This is a genomic window from Pectobacterium peruviense (assembly GCF_002847345.1).
Taxonomy (GTDB): Bacteria; Pseudomonadota; Gammaproteobacteria; order Enterobacterales; family Enterobacteriaceae; genus Pectobacterium; species Pectobacterium peruviense.
In genome coordinates, this window is record NZ_LXFV01000019.1 from 1 (window position 1) to 26,090 (window position 26,090).

Annotated in this window: 25 protein-coding genes; 16 read left to right on the forward strand and 9 right to left on the reverse strand. The window is 46.0% G+C overall.

The window, feature by feature from the left end; genetic code table 11:
- Window positions 1-410 precede the first annotated feature (410 nt).
- Window positions 411-1,559, reverse strand: a complete 1,149-nt coding sequence (locus A0G03_RS14535; RefSeq protein ID WP_241771477.1) for a methyltransferase — start codon at window positions 1,557-1,559, stop codon at window positions 411-413.
- A gap of 302 nt (window positions 1,560-1,861) precedes the next feature.
- The gene (locus A0G03_RS14540; RefSeq protein ID WP_048258951.1) at window positions 1,862-2,449 is read right to left on the reverse strand and encodes an NAD(P)H-dependent oxidoreductase; all 588 of its coding nucleotides are present in this window, start codon (window positions 2,447-2,449) and stop codon (window positions 1,862-1,864) included.
- A 117-nt stretch (window positions 2,450-2,566) separates the two neighbouring features.
- Here A0G03_RS14540 and A0G03_RS14545 point away from each other — a divergent pair, with 117 nt between their 5' ends.
- Window positions 2,567-3,172, forward strand: coding sequence for a TetR/AcrR family transcriptional regulator (locus tag A0G03_RS14545; protein WP_048258950.1), 606 nt, complete (start codon window positions 2,567-2,569; stop codon window positions 3,170-3,172).
- A gap of 111 nt (window positions 3,173-3,283) precedes the next feature.
- Here the strand turns inward: A0G03_RS14545 and A0G03_RS14550 are convergent, their stop codons facing one another.
- On the reverse strand, window positions 3,284-3,817 hold the full coding sequence (locus A0G03_RS14550; RefSeq protein WP_048258949.1) for an HPP family protein: 534 nt from the start codon (window positions 3,815-3,817) through the stop codon (window positions 3,284-3,286).
- A 132-nt stretch (window positions 3,818-3,949) separates the two neighbouring features.
- Between A0G03_RS14550 and A0G03_RS14555 the strand changes: the two genes are divergently transcribed.
- From A0G03_RS14555 to cueP, 3 genes are all read left to right on the forward strand, one after another.
- Window positions 3,950-4,522, forward strand: coding sequence for a TetR/AcrR family transcriptional regulator (locus A0G03_RS14555; RefSeq protein WP_080965215.1), 573 nt, complete (start codon window positions 3,950-3,952; stop codon window positions 4,520-4,522).
- Window positions 4,523-4,612: 90 nt separating this feature from the next.
- Window positions 4,613-5,014 carry a VOC family protein gene (locus A0G03_RS14560; protein ID WP_048258948.1) on the forward strand — a complete coding sequence of 134 codons (402 nt, stop codon included), beginning with the start codon at window positions 4,613-4,615 and terminating at the stop codon, window positions 5,012-5,014.
- 215 nt (window positions 5,015-5,229) lie between these two features.
- On the forward strand, window positions 5,230-5,784 hold the full coding sequence (cueP, locus tag A0G03_RS14565) for a copper-binding periplasmic metallochaperone CueP (RefSeq protein WP_198528810.1): 555 nt from the start codon (window positions 5,230-5,232) through the stop codon (window positions 5,782-5,784).
- 98 nt (window positions 5,785-5,882) lie between these two features.
- Here the strand turns inward: cueP and A0G03_RS14570 are convergent, their stop codons facing one another.
- Window positions 5,883-6,776 carry an ABC transporter six-transmembrane domain-containing protein gene (locus tag A0G03_RS14570; protein ID WP_048258947.1) on the reverse strand — a complete coding sequence of 298 codons (894 nt, stop codon included), beginning with the start codon at window positions 6,774-6,776 and terminating at the stop codon, window positions 5,883-5,885.
- A gap of 92 nt (window positions 6,777-6,868) precedes the next feature.
- Here A0G03_RS14570 and A0G03_RS14575 point away from each other — a divergent pair, with 92 nt between their 5' ends.
- Window positions 6,869-7,441, forward strand: coding sequence for a TetR/AcrR family transcriptional regulator (locus tag A0G03_RS14575; RefSeq protein ID WP_048258946.1), 573 nt, complete (start codon window positions 6,869-6,871; stop codon window positions 7,439-7,441).
- 61 nt (window positions 7,442-7,502) lie between these two features.
- On the opposite strand, the gene A0G03_RS14580 is transcribed toward A0G03_RS14575, so the two are convergent.
- On the reverse strand, window positions 7,503-7,973 hold the full coding sequence (locus tag A0G03_RS14580) for a hypothetical protein (RefSeq protein ID WP_048258945.1): 471 nt from the start codon (window positions 7,971-7,973) through the stop codon (window positions 7,503-7,505).
- A complete protein-coding gene (locus A0G03_RS14585; RefSeq protein WP_048258944.1) occupies window positions 7,960-8,733 on the reverse strand; it encodes a winged helix-turn-helix domain-containing protein in 774 nt (257 codons plus the stop codon). The genes A0G03_RS14580 and A0G03_RS14585 overlap by 14 nt, the downstream gene beginning before the upstream one ends.
- Before the next feature lie 674 nt (window positions 8,734-9,407).
- On the opposite strand from A0G03_RS14585, the gene A0G03_RS14590 reads away from it, so the two are divergent.
- The 7 genes from A0G03_RS14590 (at window position 9,408) to A0G03_RS14620 (ending at window position 17,647) form a co-directional block, all read left to right on the forward strand.
- Window positions 9,408-9,956, forward strand: a complete 549-nt coding sequence (locus A0G03_RS14590) for a fimbrial protein (RefSeq protein ID WP_048258943.1) — start codon at window positions 9,408-9,410, stop codon at window positions 9,954-9,956.
- Window positions 9,957-10,165: 209 nt separating this feature from the next.
- Complete coding sequence (locus A0G03_RS14595; protein WP_244177726.1) at window positions 10,166-12,589, forward strand: fimbria/pilus outer membrane usher protein; 2,424 nt, start codon at window positions 10,166-10,168, stop codon at window positions 12,587-12,589.
- Window positions 12,590-12,627: 38 nt separating this feature from the next.
- Window positions 12,628-13,377: a fimbrial biogenesis chaperone gene (locus A0G03_RS14600; RefSeq protein ID WP_048258941.1), complete on the forward strand. Its 750-nt coding sequence runs from the start codon at window positions 12,628-12,630 to the stop codon at window positions 13,375-13,377.
- A gap of 18 nt (window positions 13,378-13,395) precedes the next feature.
- Window positions 13,396-14,430: a hypothetical protein gene (locus A0G03_RS14605; RefSeq protein WP_048258940.1), complete on the forward strand. Its 1,035-nt coding sequence runs from the start codon at window positions 13,396-13,398 to the stop codon at window positions 14,428-14,430.
- 51 nt (window positions 14,431-14,481) lie between these two features.
- Window positions 14,482-15,027, forward strand: a complete 546-nt coding sequence (locus A0G03_RS14610) for a fimbrial protein (protein WP_241771476.1) — start codon at window positions 14,482-14,484, stop codon at window positions 15,025-15,027.
- A gap of 474 nt (window positions 15,028-15,501) precedes the next feature.
- Window positions 15,502-16,173 (forward strand): RraA family protein, encoded by a 672-nt coding sequence (locus A0G03_RS14615; protein ID WP_198528809.1) that lies wholly within the window; start codon window positions 15,502-15,504, stop codon window positions 16,171-16,173.
- Between the two features lie 124 nt (window positions 16,174-16,297).
- Window positions 16,298-17,647 (forward strand): MFS transporter, encoded by a 1,350-nt coding sequence (locus tag A0G03_RS14620; protein WP_048258938.1) that lies wholly within the window; start codon window positions 16,298-16,300, stop codon window positions 17,645-17,647.
- A gap of 53 nt (window positions 17,648-17,700) precedes the next feature.
- Here the strand turns inward: A0G03_RS14620 and A0G03_RS14625 are convergent, their stop codons facing one another.
- Both A0G03_RS14625 and A0G03_RS14630 read right to left on the reverse strand, forming a co-directional pair.
- On the reverse strand, window positions 17,701-18,597 hold the full coding sequence (locus A0G03_RS14625; RefSeq protein ID WP_048258937.1) for a LysR family transcriptional regulator: 897 nt from the start codon (window positions 18,595-18,597) through the stop codon (window positions 17,701-17,703).
- A gap of 144 nt (window positions 18,598-18,741) precedes the next feature.
- On the reverse strand, window positions 18,742-19,491 hold the full coding sequence (locus A0G03_RS14630) for an AAA family ATPase (protein WP_048258935.1): 750 nt from the start codon (window positions 19,489-19,491) through the stop codon (window positions 18,742-18,744).
- Window positions 19,492-19,809: 318 nt separating this feature from the next.
- On the opposite strand from A0G03_RS14630, the gene A0G03_RS14635 reads away from it, so the two are divergent.
- Window positions 19,810-20,259 (forward strand): hypothetical protein, encoded by a 450-nt coding sequence (locus A0G03_RS14635; protein ID WP_048258934.1) that lies wholly within the window; start codon window positions 19,810-19,812, stop codon window positions 20,257-20,259.
- Between the two features lie 116 nt (window positions 20,260-20,375).
- Here A0G03_RS14635 and fhuE read toward each other — a convergent pair whose 3' ends face one another.
- A complete protein-coding gene (gene fhuE / locus A0G03_RS14640; RefSeq protein ID WP_048258933.1) occupies window positions 20,376-22,598 on the reverse strand; it encodes a ferric-rhodotorulic acid/ferric-coprogen receptor FhuE in 2,223 nt (740 codons plus the stop codon).
- 852 nt (window positions 22,599-23,450) lie between these two features.
- Between fhuE and A0G03_RS14645 the strand changes: the two genes are divergently transcribed.
- The 3 genes from A0G03_RS14645 to A0G03_RS14655 are packed head-to-tail and all read left to right on the forward strand — an operon-like array spanning window position 23,451 to window position 25,914.
- Window positions 23,451-23,864: a GNAT family N-acetyltransferase gene (locus A0G03_RS14645; RefSeq protein WP_048258932.1), complete on the forward strand. Its 414-nt coding sequence runs from the start codon at window positions 23,451-23,453 to the stop codon at window positions 23,862-23,864.
- Window positions 23,865-23,893: 29 nt separating this feature from the next.
- The gene (locus A0G03_RS14650) at window positions 23,894-24,583 is read left to right on the forward strand and encodes a helix-turn-helix transcriptional regulator (protein WP_048258931.1); all 690 of its coding nucleotides are present in this window, start codon (window positions 23,894-23,896) and stop codon (window positions 24,581-24,583) included.
- Window positions 24,584-24,597: 14 nt separating this feature from the next.
- Window positions 24,598-25,914 (forward strand): cytosine permease, encoded by a 1,317-nt coding sequence (locus tag A0G03_RS14655; protein WP_048258930.1) that lies wholly within the window; start codon window positions 24,598-24,600, stop codon window positions 25,912-25,914.
- Window positions 25,915-26,090 lie beyond the last annotated feature (176 nt).

The window sequence follows — 26,090 nt, forward strand, 5'->3', positions numbered from 1 at the left end:
GATATATACTCTTTGATGCGTGGCCTTACTCATGTTGCGAATGACTCAATCACCGCCTATCGCAAACAATAAAAATTAAATCATAGCCTTACATCATCGCGCTTTCGTCCCCTTTTGCGATCGTAGATACTGACTACGTGGCCTTAAGCATCATCAAGCGAGAATATTAACGCCTCTCAACATTGATTACCCATACAAAAAATACTTCGTGGCCTTTATCGCAAAACTCTTATTAAAGAACGTGTTCGTTGTCTTTACTATAACAGCAGACTGGAACTTTACCGCTGTTGATAACCAATTTACGGATTTTAAAAACAGTGTCAATACTGTTTTTAATAACATGTTTTTAATAACAGTAGTCATGAGAATGTCGATATGGAAAACGTAAGAAAATAGGTCTTTTACGCCATTCATTCCAGCAACGCTGTGTTTAATTTAATTTCAACGACCGTGTGGCCAGTTGCTATTTTCTTTGTGCCAACGACTACTAATCCACCTAACGCCAGAATATCTGCCATATCTTTCAATGTCCTATATCGTGTGCCATCCTGACAGATAACGGATTGGAAAAGTGCATTCATCAATAATCTTGGTGACGTTTCCTCATGATCCAGTAGAGGCTCGATGATTAACAGTGTTGAATTTCCAATTGATTTCGCTATTTCTTTTAAGATCTTCAGGCAGAATTCATCATTCCAGTTATGTAATACGTTTTTAAGCAGATAGACATCATAACCAGAAGGAATCGCTTCAAAAAAACTGCCGGGAGTGAAAACCATTCTTTCTTTCAATGCAGGATAGTGCTGTGCGACGCTCTTTTCGCTTCGGCTACAGACGCCAGTCATGTCAAAAAGACAACCGGTTAGATTATGGTACTGCTTTATAAGTTCAGTCAAAATAACGCCGCTACCGCCGCCAATATCAATGACGCTGCCAGTATTTTTAAAAAGTGACGCATATTCTTTAGCCAGTACAGATCCAACCGGGCGCGATAAATCCCGCATGGCAAGATCGTAAACTTCGGCTCGTGATGCGGAGTTTGCCAGGTGCTCATATAGTGTCAGCCCAAACCTCTGCTTAAATCCCGACTCCCCTGTACGGCACGTATGCAGTAATCCATCAAACCCCTGATAGTATTCATTGCCAAATAACATACAGAAACTTTTCATTGAACTGACGTTATCCGACATCAGCAGCGTAGAACATGCGTTATTTTTAATAAAAATTTCATCTTTCACTTCAAAAAAACCAAATACCTCAAGTACCTTTATGATATCAAAAAGGTTTTTTTCACATGTATGACATGCCTTTGCTAATTCAGAAATGGTTGAACCCTGCTCTTCTATTTTATCTGCTATCCCTATTTCCGCTGCGACACATAATGCTTTTGCAGCTAAAGGCATCATCATTATTTCTGAAATACGTCTTATATTCTCAGCGGAATTCATATCTTTCCCTTTATTATCTGATTTCATAACGAGGATGGAATGACTATTTAGCACGTCATTTATGGCGATACGCAAAGTATGCTGAAATGAGGCTAAAAAGGTATCATCCATTTGGCTGAGCCATAATCAGCTATTTATGTCTCGGCCAAAAGAAATAAGGAATTATACCCGTAATATTTCAAGCTGCATGTGTGTTGGCTGCGTTCACTCACCCGAATCACTTACCTGAGTAAGCTCATCGGGATTCCCTCGCTTGCCGCGTTACGATGCTCATTAATGAGCATCGCCCTAAAGGGCTAACGCTTCGCGTTATTCAAAACGAACTCGTTTTGTCCTGAAACTCGAATTATTTGGGGTATAAAGCGATATTATTTAAAAAATAGGCTTTGCTAACAAGCGATCAATAACCGTGATTATCGAAAAATCTTCTCACCAATGTTACGTGCGGCATCAATACAGGCCGCTGGCGTTCCCAGTTCCGGCATCAACAGCATTTCAGACGTCAAGACTGGCGCACCGCAATAATCAAAAATCCCATGTGCGATCTGCGCATGAAAGGCATCTGCGTAGCCACGCTTTTCGAATGTTCTCTGGTTGGCAGCGCCCAGAGCCACAAGGTGCACCGGTAAATGCCCCAGTTTCTTTATCACACGTCCATCAGCTGTTTCTTCATAGGCCCAGCCGTTTGCAAAAACACGATCGATCCACCCTTTCAACAGCCCCGGCATGGACCACCAATAAATCGGGAAGACCAGTACCAACGCATCTGCGTTATCAATACGAGACTGCTGCGCAATAACGTCAGGCGGTGTTGCATCTGTGCGCTGAAAAGCCGCCATATCTGACACAGAAAACACCGGGTTAAAGCCTTCCTGAGTGAGATCTGCGATTTCAAACGTATTTGTCGGGTTTACCCCAACAATCCCTTCCGCTATAGCAGTCGCGACACTATGGGTTAATGAGGTATTAACAGGATGAGAAACGACAAGTAATGCATGCATTCTGGGTGCTCCCTATTGCCATAAAACGACGTCAGATATAGTCTTATATACTAACAGTAACCTACCATTGGTAAGTTACTTTTGGTACATAAGAATGTCAACAGGATAATATCGGTGATGTCCAGAGCACAGGCACGACAGCGTTTATCAAGAGAAGAGCGCCATATACAACTGATACAAGCTGCCTGGCAGATTATTCGGGAGGAAGGTACGGAAGCGCTGACGCTTGGGCATCTGGCAGAACGGGCGGGCGTAACGAAACCGGTGGTTTACGATCACTTTACTAACCGTTCGGGGCTGTTAGCTGCACTTTACAAGGAATATGATGCTCGCCAGACAGCGATTATGGATGACATTATTCGTAAGACTGAACCCGTACTCGATAAGTTGGCGACGGTGATTGCCACCTCATACATTGATTGCGTGCTGCTTCAGGGGCGCGAAATGCCTAACGTCATGGCAGCACTCACTGGCACTCCCGAGCTGGAACGCATCAGGCAGGAGTACGATGCCATTTTCACGGAAAAATGCCGCGCTCTTTTTGCTCCATTCTGTGCAGGCCAACCACTTCATGACGCCGCACTGCGTGCCATGCTCGGTTCCGCAGAAGGATTATCTTATGCTGCGGTTAAAGGAATTATTACGGAACAACAGGCTAGGGATGAGCTATTCCATGTGATTATTTCTATGGTGCAAAGGTGCTGTATAAACGAGCGTCAATAACGCTTCCCTGCAAAACAGCTGAAGCGGTCTAGGTCTAAGACTGGATTAGTAAGAAAACGTCCCACATCAAAAAACAGCCAACGACTCGCCTCATCCCTGAGGCATGCCATCTCAGGGTTGTCGCTTGCGCTGCCCGATGCCGTGCCAATACGCAGGCCAATGACTTTCCTCTGCGTAGTTATTGATCACGGCGGCGATAGCCACCAGCACAATGCTCCCCAGCAGAACGGGCGTGACTAAGAACTCAAACCCCACGGCGCTTTTCCCTGCCAGAATAATGACCAGTGGGTTAGCGCCAGCCGGTGGATGAACCGCACGAAAATATTGCATCAACATCGTCGCCACACCAACCGCGAGTGACAGAACAACGATCGTGTCACCGAATACATATAAAGCAATCAGGCCCACGGCTGACGTAATGAAATGTCCTCCAATTACGTTCCTTGGCTGTGCGAATGGCGATGCTGGCGCGGCAAATAAAATGACGCACGTTGCGCCAAAAGGTGCCATCAACCACGGTACGCCAGTGGATTGCCCCAAGTAGCTTAGGATCAGAATCCCTACGCTCCCACCCACTAGCCCTTTCATTAATTGGGTAAACGTTGGCTTTGGCGGTAAAGCACCGCCCCCCCTGAGTTTCTTCATTGCTCATCCCCGATAAAAATGTGAGTTTTATGAAATTGCCGTGCTATATTGAGTGTACAGATCTGTACACAACCAAATAAACAGTACAGATCTGTACACACAAAAACAACCCATTACTGATGAAGAAAAACGATGAAAGAGAGCATGGGCAAGAAAGAGCACATTGTAGATATCGCCGAAGCGCTCTTTAATGAATTTGGCTATACCGCCGTTGGCGTGGATTTGATTCGAGATAAGGCGGAAGTCTCCAAGACCTCCATGTATCGCCATTTCGGTTCAAAAAACAAGCTAATTGAAGCCGTGCTGATTCGTCGGCATACGCATTTTGAGGAAGGGCTCACTCACGTGATATCAGGAAGTAAAGACGCGGAAAGCCGCCTGGATGCCGTGATGGACTGGCATTTTTCCTGGTTCCGAACCGTGGACTTTAAGGGATGTATGTTCATGCATGCGCTGGCTGAATTTAAAGGGCAAGATGAAACCATTACCGCTCTAGCGCTGCGCCATAAAACCTGGCTCAAGTCATTTTTACTATCAATCTTCACCCCCGAAGAACCAGACAAGGAGTATAAAGCCGAAGCTATCATGACGTTTCTTGAAGGGATGATCGTGAGGGCGGAATTTATCGGCGTAGCCAGCGGCGAGGATGTTTATCGCCGACACGCGAAGCTCTTAGCATTATCCCATTCTTCTCTTAGCCAGTAATAACGCGGTGCCTATCGCACATCAGCAAAGCAAAGCGAACCGACGAACGCGTAGTCACCCTAGGTTTTGTCTTTAATTGAGGAACTAGCCATGAATTCACCAGCCACACAAGGCGTTCACCATATTGGTTTGACGGTATCAGCCTTGGAAGAAAGCGCGCACTTTTTTACCACGCTTCTGGGATGGACAGAGGTAAAACGACGAGAGGATTATCCCGCTATTTTTGTCAGCGACGGAACGATAATGCTCACACTGTGGCAAGTGCAAACCAGCGAACCTGTTGCGTTTGATCGAAAAAACAACGTTGGGTTACATCATCTTGCCATTAAGGTTGATAACAAAGCCGCGCTGTTTGAGATCTTTGAGAAATTATCGGCCCATAACATCAACATTGAGTTCGCGCCTTCTCCGATTCATGCTGGTCCGGCAATGCATATGATGTGCTATGAACCGAGTGGAATCCGCATCGAGTTTTACTGGTCAGGTCAGTAAGCGTGACGGAAGGATCCCCGACTCATGACCGGCATCAATAATGGCACTCATATCGCAGTTACTCACTATGGTTTAAAATTGACCAAAATCAATAAAAAACCAGTAAATACATTACTTTACTTTTCTATACGCTCCACCTTTTGACCTTCCCGTAGGGGGAAGGTGTAACGTCATTGCATGTGATTCCAAGATAATGACTCTATTGAGGGGAAGTAATGATGAAGATAAAGATGATGGCGGCACTACTCGGTCTGACATTAAGCGGTTCAGGTTTCGCAGCGACAGCTGACGCCAATGCTTTTCTAGCCAAGCAAGGACTGGCGGGGAAAACCGTCGAGCAGATCGTCGATGTTATCGATCAATCGCCGCAGGCAAGGCCGTTGGCCTACGGCGCGTCCATTACCAGCAAAGAACTGAAATTGTCAGATGGGCAGCAGCAGTATAGCTATCCGCTGGGAAATAAATTCTATCTCTCATTCGCCCCTTATATTCAACAAACGCATCCCTGCTTTAACCACAGTTTGTCTGGGTGTCAGGGTGAACTCGCCAATACGGCGTTTGACGTAAAAATCACGGATAAGGCCGGTAACGTTATCGTGCAGAAAACCCTAAACAGCCACCAAAACGGTTTTGTTGGCGTATGGTTACCGCGCAATATTGAAGGGACGATTAATGTCACCTATCAGGGACGCGTGGCAAGCTCAGCGTTTGCGACCTATGACGACAGCCAGACCTGCGTGACTACGTTGCCATTGAAAGAACGGGTGTAAAGAGAAGTCGTGAGTATTGATTGAGAAACCCAGCCGCAGCGCTGGGTTTCTTACTTAAAAGAAAAACAGACGAATTATCGAACGCTGGCGGGATGCACTCACACCACACCCGGATCCACGCGCTTACCGATATCTTTTAGCTGCGAATATTTTTCTAACAAGCCGGGCGCGTCGTCCAGACTCATGGCAAACATCCACATATAGGTCATCACCGAATAGATATGCCCCGCGTTAGTTCCGCCATTAAGCGTCATATACAGGATCGTCAGTGAAAACAGCACGGCAGCCGCCGCACCGATAGCTAAGTAACCTAGCGCCTCACGGTCCGACAGGCGAATGCGCAGCCCAGCCAACACGTGATAATGTTTGGTCAGTGAAGCCGCCGTCGCACTGCTAACAAAACCCACCTCTTTTTCCAGACGGTTATTTAATTTGCCGAACAGGACTTCATTTTTGCGCGTGTAACTTGGCAGGAACAGGGTAAAAAACAGCAGAATGACGATGCAGGCAACGCCCGCCCAGGATTCAATCACCAACAGCATCACGGCGGCGCCGATGATCGACGCCAGTGATGTGATCAGCACTGGGAGATGGATTTCAAAAAAATCCACGAACTCGCGTGACAGCGCCACGCGCGCCGCAATCGTCGAATGGCTGTGGTTTTCTTTTCTCTGCGCCAGAATAACTGGCACCGCCAATGCGGCGTAAATACGGGCGAATGTGCGCGTATCCACGCTGCGTCGCGCTGCGCCAATCGCCCACATAATAAAAACCATCAGAGCATACAATACCGCATGCCAGGGCTGAGCATTCAGAATCGCGTTAATCGCGAAGCCCGCCATGAGGGGATAAAGCAGATAAGTCACATTCTCCGCCACCACTAACAGCAGGGTGAGAATCAGTTTTTTGCCATGCAGCTTTCCCAGTTTTTTAAGGGTGACAGCGGCACTATGCGAAACCTTGGCCGGTTCGCTGATATTATGGGTTTGCATGAGAATAGCATCTAACAGAGTTATACTTGAGCGGTTGCTCAAGAGCAAAAATTGTATTTGAGCATCTGCTCAAAGTCAACGCGGGGACGGGAATGAAAGAGACGACGAAAGCGCTAAAAGACAAAATCCTTGGTGGCGCAATCGAGCTATTTATTGAGAAAGGCATAGAGAAAGTGACAACACGTGAACTGGCAGAGCACGTCGGTATTTCGCGTAGCCATCTTTATCACTACTTTCCTGACTGGCAGACACTGTCGATTGAGGCGCTAACCGTGTTTATGCAGAAAGATTTGGAAGACGTCGCGGCAGAAATCGCCACGTTGACGCCGAAAGAAAAACTGCGCGGGTTGGTAAAAAATTACCTACCGGATGCCACTGACGTCATCTGGAATCTTTATGGATCGCTATGGCAGTTGGCGGTTCACAATACCGCTTACGCTGAGCTCGCCCAGGTAATGACAGAGAAGTGGTTTGCTTTACTGGAAGACATTATTGCGTCAGGTGTCGCATCCGGTGCCTTTAAAAATGCCGATACTCAGCGCGTCTCCCGCCAGTTGGGCGCATTGTTAAACGGCTACTCTGACCATTTGATTATTAACCCTTCCACTGCCGATTTCCAGCAAGCAACTGAAGATATTGATGATTTTATACAACGCGTGTTATGACGCACGTGAGCAGTCCATTCCGAGTAGCGATTAATGTGTACACGCACTGTTCCAACACGCATTAATCGCGGATGTTGCATGCCATTTTTGATTGGACGTTACTAATCAGATAGGTATGTTTCGTCAACATTTCAAACTGAATAACATCATTTTCAGCCAGAATGGGGATTGCTTCATTGGGGGAATTGTCATTGGTATGCTTATTCATCGCGATATTGTTCACCACCAGACGGCTCCCCTCCCACACTGAATCAAAGCTGAACGTACGCCGAATCGTTAGCGGCACGCCATCTTCGCCAATGTAAAAACCGTTGACCAAAACCAGCGCCTTATTTTGGTTATTGAGATAAAAATAGACGTCATATTCCTTTCTGATCGTCTGATCTTCTGCGTAGAGCTTTACCTCACCCTGGCATATCAGCGGTTTTCTGTATAAATTACTTTTTAAATAAAAAATGATCCCAAGAGAAAATGAAATACAAAGCACCACCACGGTGCAAAAAATTTTCTTTCTGACTTTAATTATTAACATAAGTCACACATCCCTTCCCGTCTTTCTTGCAGGAAATAACAATTTCACTCTTCTTATCCAGCATTTCAGATATAACGATCTTTTTCGACAGGAAGAACAATATGTTATCTGAACACAATTTTTCATAATCAGTAGGGAGAGGGTAGCCAACGCTATCATATAAATAGAAAAGCTCGCATTTCCCGTTCATCTTCACATCAACAAGGTGCCGATACGGGAAACGGTTTACGTTCGCCAACACGAGTAGGAAAGCCCCGACTATCGCAGTACAGATAAGAAAAAATTTGATATATTGCTGCGTCCTTACTGGTTCAGGAATAGTATGATGTTTCATAGAAAAAGGTTTTTTTTCTTCATAACCTTTTTCTTCAAATCCCTCTTCAACCTCCTGATTTAACTTTTTTTTCTCTTCATCTCCCACATCCTCATTCAGATGTAAAACAATACTTTCAACGTTAAAGACAATACCCATTTTAGGAATAGTCACTATCGAATCTGAAAGGTCAAACTCGCGCAATACCTTCCTTAGTAGAGATAGATAATTATTGAGATTATTAAGAGAAGGACAAAGTGCATGCTTTTCCAGTGCTTCCTTTAACAAAAAATCACGGCTTAGCGTTACCCCTTGATTTTCTATTAATAAACAGAGCAATCGGGAAATAGGAAAATTCACAGAGGTTGCTTCATTTTCACGTTCTATCCATGCCAGTGTTCCCTCTCCCTCGTTGAAAATGATTAAATCATTAATCAAATAAACCATTCGACCTTTTCCATCAAGATTAGAGACACTATTCATTTGTTACAGTAACATTATAGATATGCTTTTTTATGATCATAAAACCTACGGAATAATCTGAAAAATCGCCATGAGAAAAAAACAGGTTATCTATAAAAGTAAAACTGATTATATACATAGCCTTAGCGAGGCTATCTTCGGCAAGGATAAAAACTTCCCCATTTATTGTCAAAGATTATTTAACTTTCATTAAATCACTACCTAAACAAAAAAGACATTTCATTATTTTTATAGCTAAACAGCCATTTTACCCCATCAACGAAAAGGAAATAGATCGTAAAATAACGCATTGAATTAACATGATTTATATCTAAAAACGATATTCCCTTCTTAAAATACCTCTAAAACAAGAAAAAACCCACATCAGCATAAAAACCTAAATAATTGTAAATTTAAAACATATAAACTAAATAAATATATTTAAAGCAATATATTTGACCATAAAATCAACCATCATTACTATTCACCTCGTTCCAGAGCAATAAGCTGGACAGACTGGGAAATATATCCACCACATGAAAGGTGGTAAGCCGTCAGTCAATCAATAGAGAAAGCATTATCCGTTAGGTATGAATACGGTGAACACTCATACATAGCGTTCATCTTTTAAATAGAGTAACCAACAGAGAGAGCATAATATGAAACCATCAATAATCACCCTGGCATCTATCATCTCCGTGATATTTTCTGTCGGTGCCTATGCCGCAGATTCACATAATGGATCGGTGACGTTTAAAGGAAAAATTATTGATACGCCTTGCTCAGTTTCTCAGGAAGATCTGCATCAAACTATTGAGTTTGGCGAAATCAGCAAAACCGTGCTGGAAAACGGCGGCACCTCAGAAATTAAGCCGTTTGATATCACATTAAAAGATTGCAGTCTGGATACCGCAACCAGCGCCAAAATTGTTTTCTCCGGCGGCGCGGCATCAGGCACCAATAATGAGCTTCTGGCATTAAACGGCAGTGCAACTGGTGCAGGTATTGCCGTAGAACGCATCGGCGAAAAAATTAAATTCGACGGAACAACACCAGCCGTTCCTGCTACGCCGCTGGCAAACGGAGATAATATTTTCTCCTTCACGTCTTATGTCGCCAAACTCCCAACCCCACAGGACGGCGAGTCACCAACAATAACCACAGGGGCTTTCTCCAGCACAGCTAATTTTGTTGTGTCTTATCAATAAAATATTTATGCGCTAGCAACAGGGTATCTGTAACCAAACGGGGAGGTCTCCTCCCCTATACCCTTTCTTTATTCCACATGTCGTTTGACATGAATGGACACCACAGTGCTGCATCTGCTTAAGCATATAATCCTATGGAAATGAAGAACATTACACTCAAAGAAAAAATACAACTCGCTTTATTTCACTATGGTATTTTTATTTTTTCTTTGAGTTCAACATCACTCAGTGCAACGGAATTTAACATTAATGTACTGGATGTCGATGAGCGCAGTGACATTGATCTTAGCCATTTTTCTGACCCCGAATACGTCACGCCTGGCACCTATCTTTTATCGATAAAAGTCAACGCACGTGAAATACAGCAAGAGATGATTAGCTACCTGCCGGAAGGTAATAATCGCGCTCGGCCAACGGCCTGCCTCTCGACTGAACTCGTCGATAAACTGGCGCTAAAAAAAGAAGCACGCGACCAAGCTGAATTATGGAATAACGGCACATGTGTCGATCTGACACCAATTGCTGGCGTCAAAATCTCTAACCAAATAGGCATGGGAACGCTAAATATTACCATTCCTCAGGCCTGGTTGGTGTACAGCGATCGCAACTGGATTCCGCCCGAACAATGGGATCATGGAATCGGCGGCGCACTGCTGGACTATAACCTCGTCGGGAACGTACGTCGTGAGACCAATGGCAGAGGCACATCGCACTATCTCAGCAGCTACGGAACAGCCGGATTTAATCAGGGAGCCTGGCGCTACCGTGCCGATTACCGCTATTTTCTGCAAAAATCGCGCAACTCGAATCGCGATAGCTTCTCGTGGGATCAGTTTTACGCTTATCGTCCGCTTCCCACCCTGTCAGCCGATCTCAAGCTGGGTGAAATGTATTTCAACAGCAATCTGTTCGATAGCTATCGCTTTACCGGCGTGTCATTAGCCAATAACGAGAACATGCTTCCCCCTTCGCTGCGTGGCTACGCGCCCGAAATTCGCGGCGTCGCCAAGTCAAACGCGACGGTGACCGTCACGCAAAATGGCAGGCTGATCTATGAAACTACCGTTCCTGCCGGCCCTTTTGCGATTCAGGATATGAAAAACGGCGTCAGCGGAACGCTGGATGTCCGCGTGACGGAAGAAGACGGCACGGTCACGACGTTCCAGACCGAGTCGGCCAACCTGCCTTACCTAACGCGCCCCGGACACGTGCAGTACAAACTCGCCGCAGGGAAACCCTCAAATACCAACCATCGTCTGCAAGGCCCAGCCTTTTCTGCTGCCGAAGCCTCATGGGGATTATCCAACGCGTGGTCGGTGTACGGCGGCAGTATTTTGTCCAATAACTACCAGTCCTGGTCAGCAGGCATAGGGAAAAATCTCTATCTGCTGGGCGCACTGTCCGCTGATATCACACAGTCTCGCGCGACGCTTCCGACCATGTCCTCGTCGCAAATGGGACATGCGTTTTCGCTTAACTGGTCTAAATACTTCAATTCGATCGATAGCCAGGTCAGTTTTGCTGGCTATCGCTTTTCAGAGAAGACCTACATGAGCATGGCGCAGTATCTCTATGCGCTGAATCTTGATAACCGCTATCGCAATGAAAAAGAGCGCTACACCATTACGCTCTCAAAAAACTTCGCGACACAAGAGTCATCTTCGCTGCTGAGCGGGCTGTCGACCTACGTTACCTATACACGCCAAACCTACTGGAATGAAGCCGAGCAGGATCGCTACGGCATTTCGCTCAACAAGTACCTTGATATCGGCGCATTTAAAGGAATTTCTGCGAATTTATCGGCCTATCGCACCGAATTCAACCGCCGTACCGATGACAGTCTGTATCTGAGCTTTTCTATACCACTCGGAGAAAAAGATCGCCTGAGCTACAGCATGGGACACTATAACGACGGCAGCAATCAGGCGCTGACCTATTCCAATAACGCCGATCCGCGTCGTACCTGGAATCTGAGTACCCGGCATGACAGCAAAGAGAACATCTACCTGAGCGGCAACTACACCCATCTGGCACCGATGACGGATGCCACCGTGGGCGTTGCCTGGCAGCAGGATCGCTATACCTACCTGAATGGCTCATTGCGCGGCGGGATTACCGCAACCCGCCATGGCGTCGCGGCACATCCGAAAGGCAATCAGGGCGGCACTCGCATCATGGTCGATACGGAACAGGCGGACGTACCGTTCTCTGGCAGTCAGGTCGAAACTAACCGCTATGGCCTGGCCGTCATTGCCGGTACCAGTAGCTACTACGATGTGTCGACCCGCATCGATATACAGAAATTACCGCAAAATATTGAAGCCATGACGACGGTGGTTCAAGGCACGCTGACCGAAGGCGCGATTGGCTACCGCAAATTCGAGGTGGTGAGCGGGGAAAAAGTCATGGCACACATTGCGCTGGCCGATGGCAAATATCCCCCATTCGCCGCCCAGATCAAGAACAAGAAGGGCCGCGATATCGCCATGGTTACCAACGGCGGACAGGCCTATATCACGGGCGTATCGCCTGACGAAACGCTATCCGTCATCTGGGAGGGGAGAACGCAGTGTTCCATCACCCTACCCGCCACCTTAAATCACCTTGATGCGCTGCTGCTTCCCTGTAAATAAGCGGCGTGAAGAATATAGAGAAGCCCGGAGAGTACGTTATGAAATACCCATCTTATCGGCGAGCAGTAGGATTCATCATCGGTTGCCTGTTTTTGATGCCCTCGGCCTATAGCGCCCTGAGCCTCGATCGCACCCGCGTTATTTTTAACGATGATGAGCAATCCGCGACAGTCATGTTAATGAACCAAAACGCGGAGAACCCGTTTCTGGCGCAGTCGTGGCTGACGGACGAGCGACACAATAAGGTGACCACGCCGTTGATGGTGCTGCCGCCATTACAGCGCATCGAAGCGAAAGGATATAGCCTGATCCGTCTGGTCAAAACCGAAAAAATCAGCCAATTACCGACTGACCGCGAGTCGCTGTTTTACCTTAACGTCCGGGAAATCCCCCCCAAGGCGGAAAAACCTAACGTACTACAGATAGCGATTCAGTCTGAAATCAAGGTGTTCTTCCGCCCCCGCAGCGTAAAGCCAGCCAAAGACGAAATATGGCAGGAAAAGCTGATCGTCAGAAAAACGGGAAAGACCTTTCAGGTAGAAAACCCAACGCCGTACTACATCACGGTAAGCAGCATACTGAAACAGCCCAAAGCGACGCGAGCCACCCCCACCAGCCTGATAAAGGGAAATGCCTTTATGGTCGCGCCACGCTCAACCCTCTCGGTTGAGGTAAATGACGGTGCGGTCGATCGCTTCTATCTGTACTACGTGAATGACTACGGCGGCCATCTGGAGTTGCCTTTTACCTGCGTACAAAACCAGTGCCAGCCCGTAATTCGTAAATAAGCTACAGGGATATCCGCCATGTATTGGTTAGCCACTCGTCAACATCGCTATGTCGCCCTCTGCGCGGCACTCTTTTTCGGTCTAACGGCGTTTAACGCCAGCGCGTTGGAATGCCGTCTGGGCACAGTGACCGGCCCTGTCGCCGATTATGAGGATATCGGTACGCTAAAAATCCCAGCGACCTTGCCTATTGGCAGCCGTCTCTGGACATCAAAACCCTATACCCGCAGCCTGGCCTGTTGGGCGTATAAATCCGTGCGCCCGCAGGGTGAGATGTCCTATTTCTATCCCAATCCTGAAGGCAAGGTCATCAGCCAAGGTGTTGGAATTGGCATCATCTATAACGGCCAGGATCTCGGTGTGATTACCAATGGCGGCACTACCGCCTCTCGCGTGTCCACAGGACAGTGGATCTCGCCGGGGCCCAATGGTTCAGCACCGCCGTCCAACCCGACCATGCTCAATGTCACGGTGCAGCTCTATCTCGAAAAAACGGCGAATATCACCGACACCACAGCGGGAGTCGATTCACTGCGCGTCTTCCAGATTGACGGTGAAGGGGGCATCAACAATAAGCCCGATAGCAACTATGGCCTAAGCCTGTCAGGGCTACACGGCATCGACATTATGCAGTGCGCGGCGAAGATCAATGTCTCGCCCGATAGCTATGTCGATTTTGGTACGGTGAGAGCGTGGTCAGGTACAGAGGCCAACGCGCTGGCGCAAACGGAGTTCCACATCAACGTATCGACCGATGGTGGGGAAGACTGCGGCAAGGGATTCGATCTCGACATCAACTTTGATGCCTCTTCGCGGGGCAATTCGCTCGTCGGGATAGACGGCATGAATATGGGAAATGGCGCCACATTAAAAATCGAAGATATGCGCAGCGGTAATAACGTGGCGTTTAACCAGTTCATCGGTCTGGTTGACGGCCTCACGGCATCAAGCGGCATGCTCGAACGGCGTTATACAGCCAAGCTCTACGCTTCCGGCCCCGCCGTAATAGGCGATACCGAGAAAAATATTATTCTGCGGTTTAATTATCATTAATCTGTCTTCATACGCGAGATCGCAACGATGATAAAAAATGACAACACGGTAATGAAAGCCAGGCCACGCGGCGCATTACTCGCTTTCACACTCGGTATTTTGGCTCTGCCATCGGGGTCGTCCATCGCACAACAGAAGTCATCACTGGACGACCATGAAGTGACGTTTCACGTTTTAGTCGTCAACGCCGCCTGCAATGTGAGTACGGAGAGCAAAGCCATTGTGGTGGACATGAGTGAAGTCTCCGATCGCTATTTAAAAGCCAATAGTTACGGTGACTGGCATGACTTCACGATTAACCTTACGGACTGCAATCTGGATACCTACCAAAACGTCACGATCCTTTTTTCAGGAAAAGAAGAGCCGTTATTACCAAAGCGGTTAGCGCTGGATACCTCATCGGGTGCCAAAGGCATCGCAGTTGGCATTTACCATGAAAACAAACTGGTCGGCATTAACAACAGCACGGATAGTGTGGTGCTGCAAAGCGGGGACAACGCCATTCCCTTTTCGGCTCGCATCGAAAAGATACGCGACGACCTGATTCAATCCGGTGATTTTGTGGCAACGGCGAACTTCACCTTGAGCTATTTATAACGAGGCTAAGATCTGGGCCGCGATGTGCTTTCCCAAAAACCGGCGGCTCAGTCATTCGCTATAATGCAGTACATAAAAAATTACTCAGAAATCACATAATCAGCAGTCAGTTTAGCTAGAAAACTATATTTTATCGTTTAAAAAATAGTTTAAATCATTGTATTAAATCACTTTACATAACAAGCCTCATCTCTTTCCAGCCAGCTATCCCTTCATGTTAAGTTTTTCTTAAACTGTTTTAAATAACCCTATATTGAGTAATTCCGCGCTACCTCTATCATCACTACCAAGAACGGAGAAGCTAATAGAAACACTATTTCTCTCTATTTATCTGACTATCAATATCGAGAAAAAATAACACTAAAAAAAATAAACAATATAATTAAACACAGCCAAATAGATTTGATCTACACATGTAAAAAAACTATTTACATGCGTCAAACATCGCACCTGGAAAATAGAATAGGCACAACTATGTTGAATGAAAATATGTTGAATAAAAAAAACACACTGAATATCGAATTAACAGAGAAATTAAAACGCCTGGGTACGGCAACGCTCTATGAAGCACAAGGAGCAACAGGTTCACTTGATTCTTCTATCAAACCACTGGCACGAGGTATGAAACTCGTTGGTCCTGCAACAACGCTACAGATGAGACCAGGGGACAATTTGATGATTCATTATGCACTGCTCCACGCTAAAAAAGGTGACGTGCTGGTCATCAACTGCGATGGATTCACTGGTGCAGGCATTTGGGGTGATGTGTTAACAGCACAGGCGCAAAATATTGGCCTGGCTGGACTAGTCGTGAACGGCGCAGTAAGAGACAGCGATGCGATTATCGAGTCAAACTTTCCCGTTTTTGCAAAAGGGCTTTCTATTCGCGGTACAGAGAAAAAGCAGCCAGGGAAAATGAATGAAACGCTTCTGATTGGTGACTGCGTAATTCATCCCGGCGATATTATCGTCGGTGATTCAGACGGCCTCGTCGTCATAGAGCAATCACGTCTGGAAGAAGTTATCCATCTTTCTGAAGAACGTGAGGAAAAAGAGAACATCTACAAAGAAAAGATATCACAGGGTTCATCAACGGCTGAATTAATGGAGCTAAGTAGCATTTTTAAAAATCTGAATCTGAAATAAACATCCCGTCATGGCATCATGTCGGATAAAAGTAAAAACATAAAAAAGAAGTACGTTATAAAAATAAATAATTAAAACCAAATGAAAGATAAACACTTACTTATTTAATCAGCAGGTAAAAAAAATGAATAAAATAAAAAATAGCAGTACGTTTCGCTGGGTTGTCACAACACTGATTTTCTTCGTGTACACCATTGCCGCAGCGGATAGAGCCAACATCGGGGTTGTTTTACCGTTCATCCGTAACGATTTTCATATGTCTAATACAGAAGCTGGCGCCTTAGCAAGTTTATTCCTGCTCGCTTATGCAATAGCGCAGATCCCAAGCGGTTTTTTGTATTCAAAATTCGGCGTGAGGAAAATATTCTCCCTCTCTATGATCCTGACCTCATTGGCAACTGGCTTGGTGGGTTTCTCTACCTCCATTCTCGGGCTCAAGGTTTCCCGTTTCATTCTGGGGCTTGCGGAAGGTCCATTGCCGATTGGTATAACATCGACAATAAACCGGTGGTTCCCTTCTCGCGAGAAAGGCATAGTCACCTCAATATTTTTGTCCGCCGCAAAATTCGGCCCTGTGCTTGTTCCTCCGGTTTGTGCCTTTATTCTTTATCACTATAGTTGGCACTACGCTTTCTATTTCTTCGCGATTCCCGGTATTTTTCTTAGCGTTATATGGTACTTGCTCGTTCCTAACACGCCACAGGAAAGTCGCTTTTGTTCCGAAAGCGAGATCGCGCTAATTGAAGAACGAGACAGTGTTTCCACACCATCAGCGAATACGGCCACGCAGAAAAAAGTCGTCCCCGTTCGACGCTTCACACTGCTGGACAAGTTGATTCGTGCCAAGAAGGTGAAACTGATTGATAATTCCAAGGGCATCTTCAGATCCTGGAATATTCTTGGCAGCACGTTAGGCTACTTCTTCATGATGGGGATTGTGAATGTTCTCCTTGCCTGGATCCCTACCTATTTGATGAATGAAAAAGGCTTTTCCATTATCAAAATGGGAATGCTGGCCTCTGCTCCGTGGGTTGGCGCAGTGATTGGCAATATTATTGGCGGCTGGTGCTCAGATCGCATTCTCAATAAACGCCGCAAGCCATTAATGATGCTATCAGCGATAGCAACGGTGATCATGATGGTGATCCTCATCAATGCACCAGACAACCCGATGATTCTTGGTCCATTGCTGTTACTGACAGGGATTCTGTTTAATCTCGGCTTCTCAGCTTATATGGTCTATCCGATGTCACTGACGACCAAAGATGTCTTTCCAGTTGCTGGGGCGCTAATTAATACCGGAGGCCAGTTAGGCGGTGCGGTATGTCCTTTGGTCGCAGGATACTTGCTCGATCATTACACCTGGGGACACGTTTTCGGATTCATGGCGCTAGGCTCTTTCTTATGCTTGCTTGTCCTCTTCACCATTTCTGAACCGCTCTCTGACGATCAAATTGATCGGAAAGCAGCCTAATCATCCTATCGCTAAGGCACAAGGAGGTGCCTTTAAACGAAAGCCAGCCGCACTCAACCTGATATCGTCTTCATCGTTTCAATAAAATTCATAATATTCGGGTTCGGGTTCTTCGCGTTATAAACGGCGTAGATATAGCTCAAGCATTTAAAATCTTCGATTGGCAGAAAAAGAATATCCTGACGATTATTAGGAATTGTTGATCTTCCAACGAGCGTGACGCCTAATCCTGCCCCAACCAATGCCAACGCCGTATGTATTTCGACCGTGCGATGAGCAACGGCGGGCTGTACGCCATATTCGATAAATTTATCCTGAATTCGCATGGTATAGCTGCTTTTAGGATCGCTCGGAAAAATAATAAAGGGTGAATTACAAAAATCTCGCAGCGTAATAAAATTCTTCCGGCTCAAATAGTGATTAATCGGAATCGCCGCCACAAGAGGATCAATCAAGATCAGTTCGCGCGACAGTTCCTGCCCGTCAGTCGGCTCGCTGATATCCATTTCACGGGTGAAACCAATATCAATGGATTGCGTTGATAGCAGATCGGTCTGATATTCAGAAAGCACCTCTTTTAGGGTGATACTAATATGGCCGTGCTTTTCTGAAAAAAGTTTGATTGTTTCGGGAATAAGATTAAACATCACCGACCGGACAAACCCCAAATTGAGATTAACGGATGCAGTACTCACATACTGCAACGCGTCCCTTTCGAGCTTGTCAAAGCTGAATATCACTTCATGAGCTTTGTTAAAAAGAAACTCGCCCAGCTTTGTCAGCGTAATGGGTCGAGAAGTACGGTTAAACAGCTCACCGTTCAACTCTTTTTCCAGCGACGTGATTTGCAGGCTGATTGCCGCTGGAGCAAGAGAAAAAACCTTCGCGGCCTGGCTTATTCCCCCTGCTTCAACCACTTTACAGAAATAACGCAATTGTTTGATATTCATGGCTCGCTATCCTCTACCGATCGTTTGGTATGTTATCAGCTAACGTGGATAGTGGTTTCCTTAAAAAGGTTCTAAAAGAAAAAAGGCGGTTTCCCGTCTTGATATAACGCCTCATTATCCTTTACCCCAACGCCGTGTTAATCCCTACTCTGCCAGTAGCTCACGTAACATTCGCTCAGGGTTGTTCAGGAAAGAACGCGTGATTTGATAGTGTTCTGTGTCCTCATAGGACACCTGCTGTATTCCCTCTTCACTGAACTCAAAGATAGTAGCATCAGGGTACGCCATCAGGATCGGGGAATGGGTCGCGATAACAAACTGCGATCCTTCAAGAATGAGGTCGTGCATACGGGCAATCGCAGCCAGCTGCTTACTGGGCGACAGTGCGGCTTCTGGTTCGTCGAGCAGATAAATCCCCTCTTTACCAAAACGGTTGAGCAGCAGCGCCATGAAGGATTCGCCGTGGGATTGTTCATGCAGCGAATGACCACCATAGGAATCGATCACGGGTGGATCAAAGCCAGGCTCGCTATCTAGCCGCTCAATCTCCGTCGCGACATTGAAGAAACTCTCCGCACGTAAGAAGAAGCCGTTTTTAGGCCGCTTGATGCCTTTCGCTACCCGCAAGAAATTCGAGAGTCTGGAATGCGAGGTACGAGTGCCGAAGTTGAAATTGCGGGTGCCGCCTTCAGGGTTAAATCCCATCGAAACCGCAATGGCTTCCAGCAACGTAGATTTTCCTGAGCCATTCTCGCCGATAAAAAACGTGACTTTTGGATGCAGATCCAGCTTATCCAATGAGCGAATCGACGGAATCGAAAACGGATACACCTCAAGTGAATCCACTTTTTCGTGTGCCAGCGCGATTCGACTGATGTATTGCGTTGAGATCATACGCAGTCTTCCTGACAGGTAATGAGTGAAAATATCCTAACACAGCGTGAAATAAAAAATAACTCTGTATTAATTCAACAAAAATAATAATCCAAAAAAAAAAACATCACCAGCATAATGACATTATATTTAATTTGACGTATGCCATCCCCCCCTCATCCACAGGTCATATTGTGCATTACCCTATTCATAACTAAATTAATCCAACATGCAAACAAAGAAAATATTTTCAATTCAACCTTAACAAGGCAAGAATTAATTATTTTATTTGTGAAGCATGGAAAACACACAATAAAACCTAATAGAGAGAAAATAATCATGGCTAAAATCACACAGTTTGTAGGAACCGAAGCCACTGCTGGAAAATTACTGCCAGCATCATGGCAATTGTTCTCCAGAGGCAGCATGAGTGAATGTGGTACGATCAAAGTTAATTCTATTAGTGATTACAGCGCCAATATCACTATTGCAGTCAATATTCATCACGTCCCTTTTAATGCGACGGTAGATATTAACCTGCTTGATAAAGATCCGAGTTCAACATCTGGTTCTGCCACCGTCAGTTTCGATGGTGGTCCAGTAGAGAATGTTCGCTATCACGAAGGGAAAGCTAATAACCCGCACAATTATAAAGGCGGAAATGCTATTTTCCTGGATGATTTACAATATGAAAACCTTAGCGTCAGCCTTCAACTGTGGCCGGTTGAAGACAAAACGTTGTTCTATATTAAAGTCCCAATGCTTTCTTTCTGGTTAGTCGCGGGTTAATTAGCAATAGTTTCCTCGCTCACCGATATGGTGAGCGAGGAAACAGTATTACAACACGAGTGATGCTACACCTACATTCTTGAACCGATACTTATTCATCAGCTCAAAATATCAACTTAGAAATTATAGTTGACCGTCATCGAGACGCTGCGAGGCGCGCCATAAACGGCATAAGGCGCAAGGTAGTCGTTGTACTCTTTATCAAACAGGTTGTTGATATTCGCCTGTACCGCCAGCTGTTTAGTGACCTGATAGCGGCTAAACAGGTTAACCAGCGCGTAGCTGCCTTGCTCGGCACGCAGCGTGGTATTTTGCGGGCCAGAACCCTCCTGCCAGATACCATTTTGCCAATTCACGCCGCCGCCAACGGTTAGCTCCGGCAACGTTGGTAACTGGTAGCGGGTAAACAGCTTGAACGACGTGCGCGGCTGTTCTGGGTTGACCGACTTGCCATCTTGATCGTCAACAACATAGCGCGAGCCGCCAAACGTCATTTGCAGGTTATCCGTCACCGCGCCATTAACTTCAAACTCAATACCTTTACTAACGACACCGTCAACAGCGTAATAAATTGTCTCGTTCGATCCTGCAAAACGGCTGCTATCCGTCTGTGCAACGTGATCCTGCTCAATACGGAAAACTGAAACCGACGCTGTCAAGCGACTGTTATACCAATCCCCTTTCAGACCCGTTTCGTAGTTTCTGCCCGTGGTCGGCTGCAAGTAAGTTTTATTAATATCGCGCTTGTTGTTCGGCTGGAAAATATCGGTATAGCTGGCATACGTCGACCAAGTATCGTTGATGTCATACACCAATCCAGCATACGGCGTAATCCGGTTTCTGCTATCGCTATCCGAAGATCCGTCCACGCTCCAATCTGTGTAACGCGCACCAATGATCAGGTGCAGCGGATCGGTCAGCGAGAAGCGTGCTGAAGTGTAGGCGGATTTCTGACGTGTCGTAGAATTTTCGTAGGGTTGCCAAGCACTCCATGCAGGGTCGGCAATATTACCATTCCAGTTGAAATAGTTACCGATATCGTCGGGAGTCATTGCGCTTGTAGGATAAGAGTTATTGTAGTCATTACTTTGTTTACTATAACTCGCCCCTACCACCAACTCATGCTGGCGACCTAATAGCTCAAATGGGCCAGTTGCATAGGTATCGACAGAGTCGATTTTACGCTTCCCTCTATTCCACCCACCATAGGCTCCAGCGTTATAAGCGGGATAATAAGGATCGACAAGCAGACCTGTATTTTTATCTGGGAAACCGTTGGCATACATCTGTTTCGAGTCAAAATTCGTCTCGTCATGCGTTCCGTTCATACGCACCTGCCAGCCGTTATCAAAACGCTGGGTCAATCCTGCGAACACCTTTTTCGACGTTGTATCGGTATAGCTCCAGTTAGGCGCGGAGTTCAAGCTGCGATCAAAACGAACACGACTTCCATCACTGTACCATGTCGGCAAACCTCCCCACGTTGAGTTAGTGTTGTGATTATCTTGGTAATCATAGCCAAGCGATAACGTGGTGGAATCTGTTACATCAGCATCAATCACACCGTAGAGGAATTTTTTACGGCTGTGGTAACGATCGAGCCAGGTGTCGTTATCCTGATAGCCCGCGACTACACGTCCGCGCACGTTACCGGATTCTGTCAGCGGCGCAGACAGATCGGTCACCATGCGCTGTTTATCCCATGAGCCGTAGCTGCCGGACACCGAGCCTTTGAACTCGCGGCTGTCCGCATGCTTGCGCACCATGTTTACCGCCGCAGAAGGGTTACCCGTTCCCGTCATTAGTCCCGTCGCACCGCGTACCACTTCGATGCGGTCATAGATCGCCGCATCCGAAGCGGAGTCGCCAAAGTTCCAAATATCATCAACCACCGTCGGAATCCCGTCGAACAGATAGTTATTGATAAGGAAACCACGAGCGAAATACGTCATACGTTCAGAATCAATAGCTTTAGAGGACACACCCGTGGTGTTCGCCATCACCTCGCCAATCGTTTGCAGGTTCTGATCTTCGATACGCTGCTGACTAATAACACTCACCGACTGCGGGATATCGCGTGGCGTCAGCGTCATCTTCGTTCCGGCGCTAGTGACTTTCACGCTGTAATCCTGTGGATCGCTGGCTTCTGCATTAGCATTGGCGTTAGCGCTGACAACAAGCGTGTCGCCTGAGGCAGGATTTTCTTCGGCAATAGCCTGAGCAGGCAGGAAAGAGGCAGAAATCAATAGGGCGAGAAGAGAGACTCCGAATGGTTTTGTTCCAGCCAGCGAAGAATCACAAACGCGCGTTTTTCCGGCGCGAGTAACTCCAAAAGACATGGTATATCCTTGGTTAACGAATGATGATTTTGGCGAGATGCTGATGCGTTTCTTGTCAACATTTGCACAGAAAGGTAAATGATAACTATACGCATTATTATTGTTATTTCAATGAAATGGTTAATTTCCTTAAAATACAAACTGATAGAAAAGAATAAATCACCATGTCGTTAACAAGGTATTGTTACAAAAAGAACATACGTGACATTTATAACAGCTCAGTCCGCCCAAGAACGGCCAGCGTCATCCGACGTCTGCCTGAGTGATTTCAGTATCGGTTCAATCCCTCACGGCAAACCTAAACCGATAATCGTCTTACTGAAGATGCTTCTAGACAGAAATAGCCATTCCGGTGACGCGACGATCCAGAATTTTTCCTGATACAACGACATATTCACTTGACCGGTTGAGCAGGGTTTTATCGGCTAGGTAGTCGCCGTGGCGTCACCTTTTTACACATGGCGCAACATACGTTGGTGGGGGGAGGAGGATGAAGGAGATAGAAGGCCAGCGAAACGGTAATGCACTTCGCTGGCACAAACCGAGCTGAGTGATAGGTCAGTCAAGAGGAAGAATCAAAGAGTAACCGATTCATAAAAAACATATTTTCTGACACAGAATGCATTTTCGTTATAAATAGTCTGGTATTTTCCCTGGCGAGGCTAATACGCACTTAATTTCTTATTTTTATCAACATATAATCAATAAATATCAGATTATGTTTCTTATCATAGGCCAATATAGAGGCCTAAGAACGAGTGAAATTCACCCTTGCCTAAAAATATTTAATATGATAAAGAAATATTCATATTGGAAGTATAATTTAGCGTACTAATAATGAGGCTTATTGTAATGAATTTGAATGTTACTGATACACCAGAGTCGGATGAAGAAGAGTTTGTCATAGCGAGCCTCTGGAAACACAACGCGCAGTATGATGCTGTTGATATTTCTCCTCTATTTTTAAATTTCAAAGACGATGATAATAATATTATCGCAGGATTAATCTCCAGAACTTGGTGGGGAGCATTGGAGGTTCAATATCTTTGGGTTAGTGAGAAGTATCGTAAAAGCGGCCTTGGTCGACAACTTATGCAAGCTGCTGAAAAAGAAGCGTTAAAACGCGATTGCCATCTGGCCTACGTAGATACATTCGCATTCCAGGCTAAGGGATTCTACGAAAAACTGGGATACAAAGAGTATGGAAATCTGCCGGGGTATGCGCACAAACATACTCGACATTATTTAGCTAAATTAATCCGTTGAATTAATCCCGACCTATTAAGGAGGGCAGGATGCCATCATCACAAACAAACATGACTGATTATATTCGCAATCTGATTATTATGATGGAGTGTTTAAATGAACCATGGGGTATTAAAGATTTATCATCACGCCATGTTTACATGAATAAAGCCGCTTACCTTTATACCAATACGCCGATGAGTTTTGATATTGAAGGACGACTTGATGATGAATTTCCTGCCAGTTGGGCGGAACTTTCCGACGATTTAAAAGAACATGACAGGCTGACAGAAAATAGTGAACAGCGCGTAACTGTAATAGAAACGCACTATTGGTATGGAAAGAAAACGCTGACCCCCTTCGTGAGCGAAAAGATCCCCATCTTTGATGAGAATAAACTTTGCATTGGGACCATATGGAATGCCAGACCTCTGGACACCCGGTCTCCACTCATCTATATAGACCAAAAAAAGCCTACTACATTACAAACGGAGCTAACTACCAGCATTTTCACCCAGTCAGAATTAGATATTATCTTTCTGATATTACAGCGTTTATCAAATAAAGAAATCGCAAGGAAAATGAACGTATCACCAAAAACAATCGAGAATCGAATATATAACATGTATCAAAAGGCAGAGGCGCACTCACTACCTCAATTTGAGGAATTCTGTCGCCATATGGGAATCGATGGTTATATCCCTAATTCTCTCATCGAGAAAGGCATTCAATTTATATAAGAGAACATATCTACATGGAAAAAATAGATGATTATCCCGTCAACCGCGTTCCGCTGAATGTTCGGCTGCCTTTCTTAAACGTGGCATTAGTGCATATCGGCATGTTAACCGCGCTAGACCAGTTTATGTTAGGTGCAGTGCTTGGCCATTCAATGACGCTAAGTCAGGCATTTCTTGCCATCTTTATTGGTAGCGCCATTTTTGGCGTAGTGACCGTAGGGCTTGGCTATGCGGGGATGAAAGAAGGTATGTCGGGCAGCCTGCTCGCACGCTGGTGCGGCTTTGGCCGTATGGGTTCCGTCCTTATTGGGCTGGTTATCGCCGTTAGCCTTATCGGCTGGTTCGGCGTCCAAAATGCCGTGTTCGCCAAAGCACTCAACTTCGCCATGGCGGATAAGCTCGGTTTTGGCTGGTCCGCCGCCCTATCCGGTATTGCGCTGACGCTGCTGGTGGCCTTTGGTTTCAAAGCACTACGTTTCACCGCCAAAATCGCCGTGCCAATGTTTATCATCGTTATCGGCTACATTTCGATAATGACGCTATCCGGCCACAATATCGCTGAACTGATCGCATCAGCGCCTAACGGTGAGGCTATTTCCATTAGTGCCGGCGCAACGATGGTGGTCGGTGGTTGCATCGTTGCCAGCTTAATTACTCCAGATATGACACGCTATTCCCAAAAAGGAAAGCACGTGTTCTGGATGACAATGCTGTCGATTATTGTCGGCGAGTTTATTGTGAATGGCCTTGCCATCATTATTGCCCGCGCGCTCAATACCGCAGATGTTGTGACAATCATGTCTCAGGCGGCTGGTGGTATCGGGCTGATTGCCGTTATATTTTCGACATTGAGAGTGAACGATATCAATCTTTATTCCTCCTCTTTAGGGATCGCCAATGCCATAGAGGGCGTCACAGGGAAAAAATTACGCTATGTCTCAATAACGCTGGTGATTGGCCTTATCGGCACCGCACTATCCGTAGCGGGTATTCTGGATCGCTTTATCGATTTTCTGACGCTATTGGGCGTACTGTTCCCACCCATTATCGGTGTGATGCTGGTTGATTATTATATTTTACGCACTCACAGAACGCTGCTCGACACCAGCCGTGCCGAAGGGAAATTGCCCGATATCACACAAACGCCGCTGATTGGCTGGCCAGCTATTATTGCCAGTATTGTCGGTGCCCTCATCGGGTTAGCCTTTGAGTGGGGCGTGCCAGCATTTAATTCGTTACTAGCAGCCAGCCTGCTTTATTGGATAATAAAGATTTACACCAATAGCCATATTCATTTTAGGAAACCAGAGCATAACCAAAATTTAAAATGAAATAGGTAACAAGATAAAATTAATCTATAATCCAATCGACCTCACCCTACAGGGGTCGATATATTTTTTACTTAAGCAAAATAGCTCCTGAATAATTCCAACTGCATGCAAGCGACAACGCACGGGCAGTTTGAAGCATGACGGATATAGGCCATGATGGCCTTGGGATGGGGCCT

Excerpts from the sequence above, each read along its gene's own strand:
- A0G03_RS14535 (WP_241771477.1), bottom strand. The coding sequence starts at position 1,559 with ATGGATGATACCTTTTTAGCCTCATTTCAGCATACTTTGCGTATCGCC.
- A0G03_RS14540 (WP_048258951.1), bottom strand. The coding sequence starts at position 2,449 with ATGCATGCATTACTTGTCGTTTCTCATCCTGTTAATACCTCATTAACC.
- A0G03_RS14545 (WP_048258950.1), top strand. The coding sequence starts at position 2,567 with ATGTCCAGAGCACAGGCACGACAGCGTTTATCAAGAGAAGAGCGCCAT.
- A0G03_RS14550 (WP_048258949.1), bottom strand. The coding sequence starts at position 3,817 with ATGAAGAAACTCAGGGGGGGCGGTGCTTTACCGCCAAAGCCAACGTTT.
- A0G03_RS14555 (WP_080965215.1), top strand. The coding sequence starts at position 3,950 with ATGAAAGAGAGCATGGGCAAGAAAGAGCACATTGTAGATATCGCCGAA.
- A0G03_RS14560 (WP_048258948.1), top strand. The coding sequence starts at position 4,613 with ATGAATTCACCAGCCACACAAGGCGTTCACCATATTGGTTTGACGGTA.
- cueP (WP_198528810.1), top strand. The coding sequence starts at position 5,230 with ATGATGAAGATAAAGATGATGGCGGCACTACTCGGTCTGACATTAAGC.
- A0G03_RS14570 (WP_048258947.1), bottom strand. The coding sequence starts at position 6,776 with ATGCAAACCCATAATATCAGCGAACCGGCCAAGGTTTCGCATAGTGCC.
- A0G03_RS14575 (WP_048258946.1), top strand. The coding sequence starts at position 6,869 with ATGAAAGAGACGACGAAAGCGCTAAAAGACAAAATCCTTGGTGGCGCA.
- A0G03_RS14580 (WP_048258945.1), bottom strand. The coding sequence starts at position 7,973 with ATGTTAATAATTAAAGTCAGAAAGAAAATTTTTTGCACCGTGGTGGTG.
- A0G03_RS14585 (WP_048258944.1), bottom strand. The coding sequence starts at position 8,733 with ATGGTTTATTTGATTAATGATTTAATCATTTTCAACGAGGGAGAGGGA.
- A0G03_RS14590 (WP_048258943.1), top strand. The coding sequence starts at position 9,408 with ATGAAACCATCAATAATCACCCTGGCATCTATCATCTCCGTGATATTT.
- A0G03_RS14600 (WP_048258941.1), top strand. The coding sequence starts at position 12,628 with ATGAAATACCCATCTTATCGGCGAGCAGTAGGATTCATCATCGGTTGC.
- A0G03_RS14605 (WP_048258940.1), top strand. The coding sequence starts at position 13,396 with ATGTATTGGTTAGCCACTCGTCAACATCGCTATGTCGCCCTCTGCGCG.
- A0G03_RS14610 (WP_241771476.1), top strand. The coding sequence starts at position 14,482 with ATGAAAGCCAGGCCACGCGGCGCATTACTCGCTTTCACACTCGGTATT.
- A0G03_RS14615 (WP_198528809.1), top strand. The coding sequence starts at position 15,502 with ATGTTGAATGAAAATATGTTGAATAAAAAAAACACACTGAATATCGAA.
- A0G03_RS14620 (WP_048258938.1), top strand. The coding sequence starts at position 16,298 with ATGAATAAAATAAAAAATAGCAGTACGTTTCGCTGGGTTGTCACAACA.
- A0G03_RS14625 (WP_048258937.1), bottom strand. The coding sequence starts at position 18,597 with ATGAATATCAAACAATTGCGTTATTTCTGTAAAGTGGTTGAAGCAGGG.
- A0G03_RS14630 (WP_048258935.1), bottom strand. The coding sequence starts at position 19,491 with ATGATCTCAACGCAATACATCAGTCGAATCGCGCTGGCACACGAAAAA.
- A0G03_RS14635 (WP_048258934.1), top strand. The coding sequence starts at position 19,810 with ATGGCTAAAATCACACAGTTTGTAGGAACCGAAGCCACTGCTGGAAAA.
- fhuE (WP_048258933.1), bottom strand. The coding sequence starts at position 22,598 with ATGTCTTTTGGAGTTACTCGCGCCGGAAAAACGCGCGTTTGTGATTCT.
- A0G03_RS14645 (WP_048258932.1), top strand. The coding sequence starts at position 23,451 with ATGAATTTGAATGTTACTGATACACCAGAGTCGGATGAAGAAGAGTTT.
- A0G03_RS14650 (WP_048258931.1), top strand. The coding sequence starts at position 23,894 with ATGCCATCATCACAAACAAACATGACTGATTATATTCGCAATCTGATT.
- A0G03_RS14655 (WP_048258930.1), top strand. The coding sequence starts at position 24,598 with ATGGAAAAAATAGATGATTATCCCGTCAACCGCGTTCCGCTGAATGTT.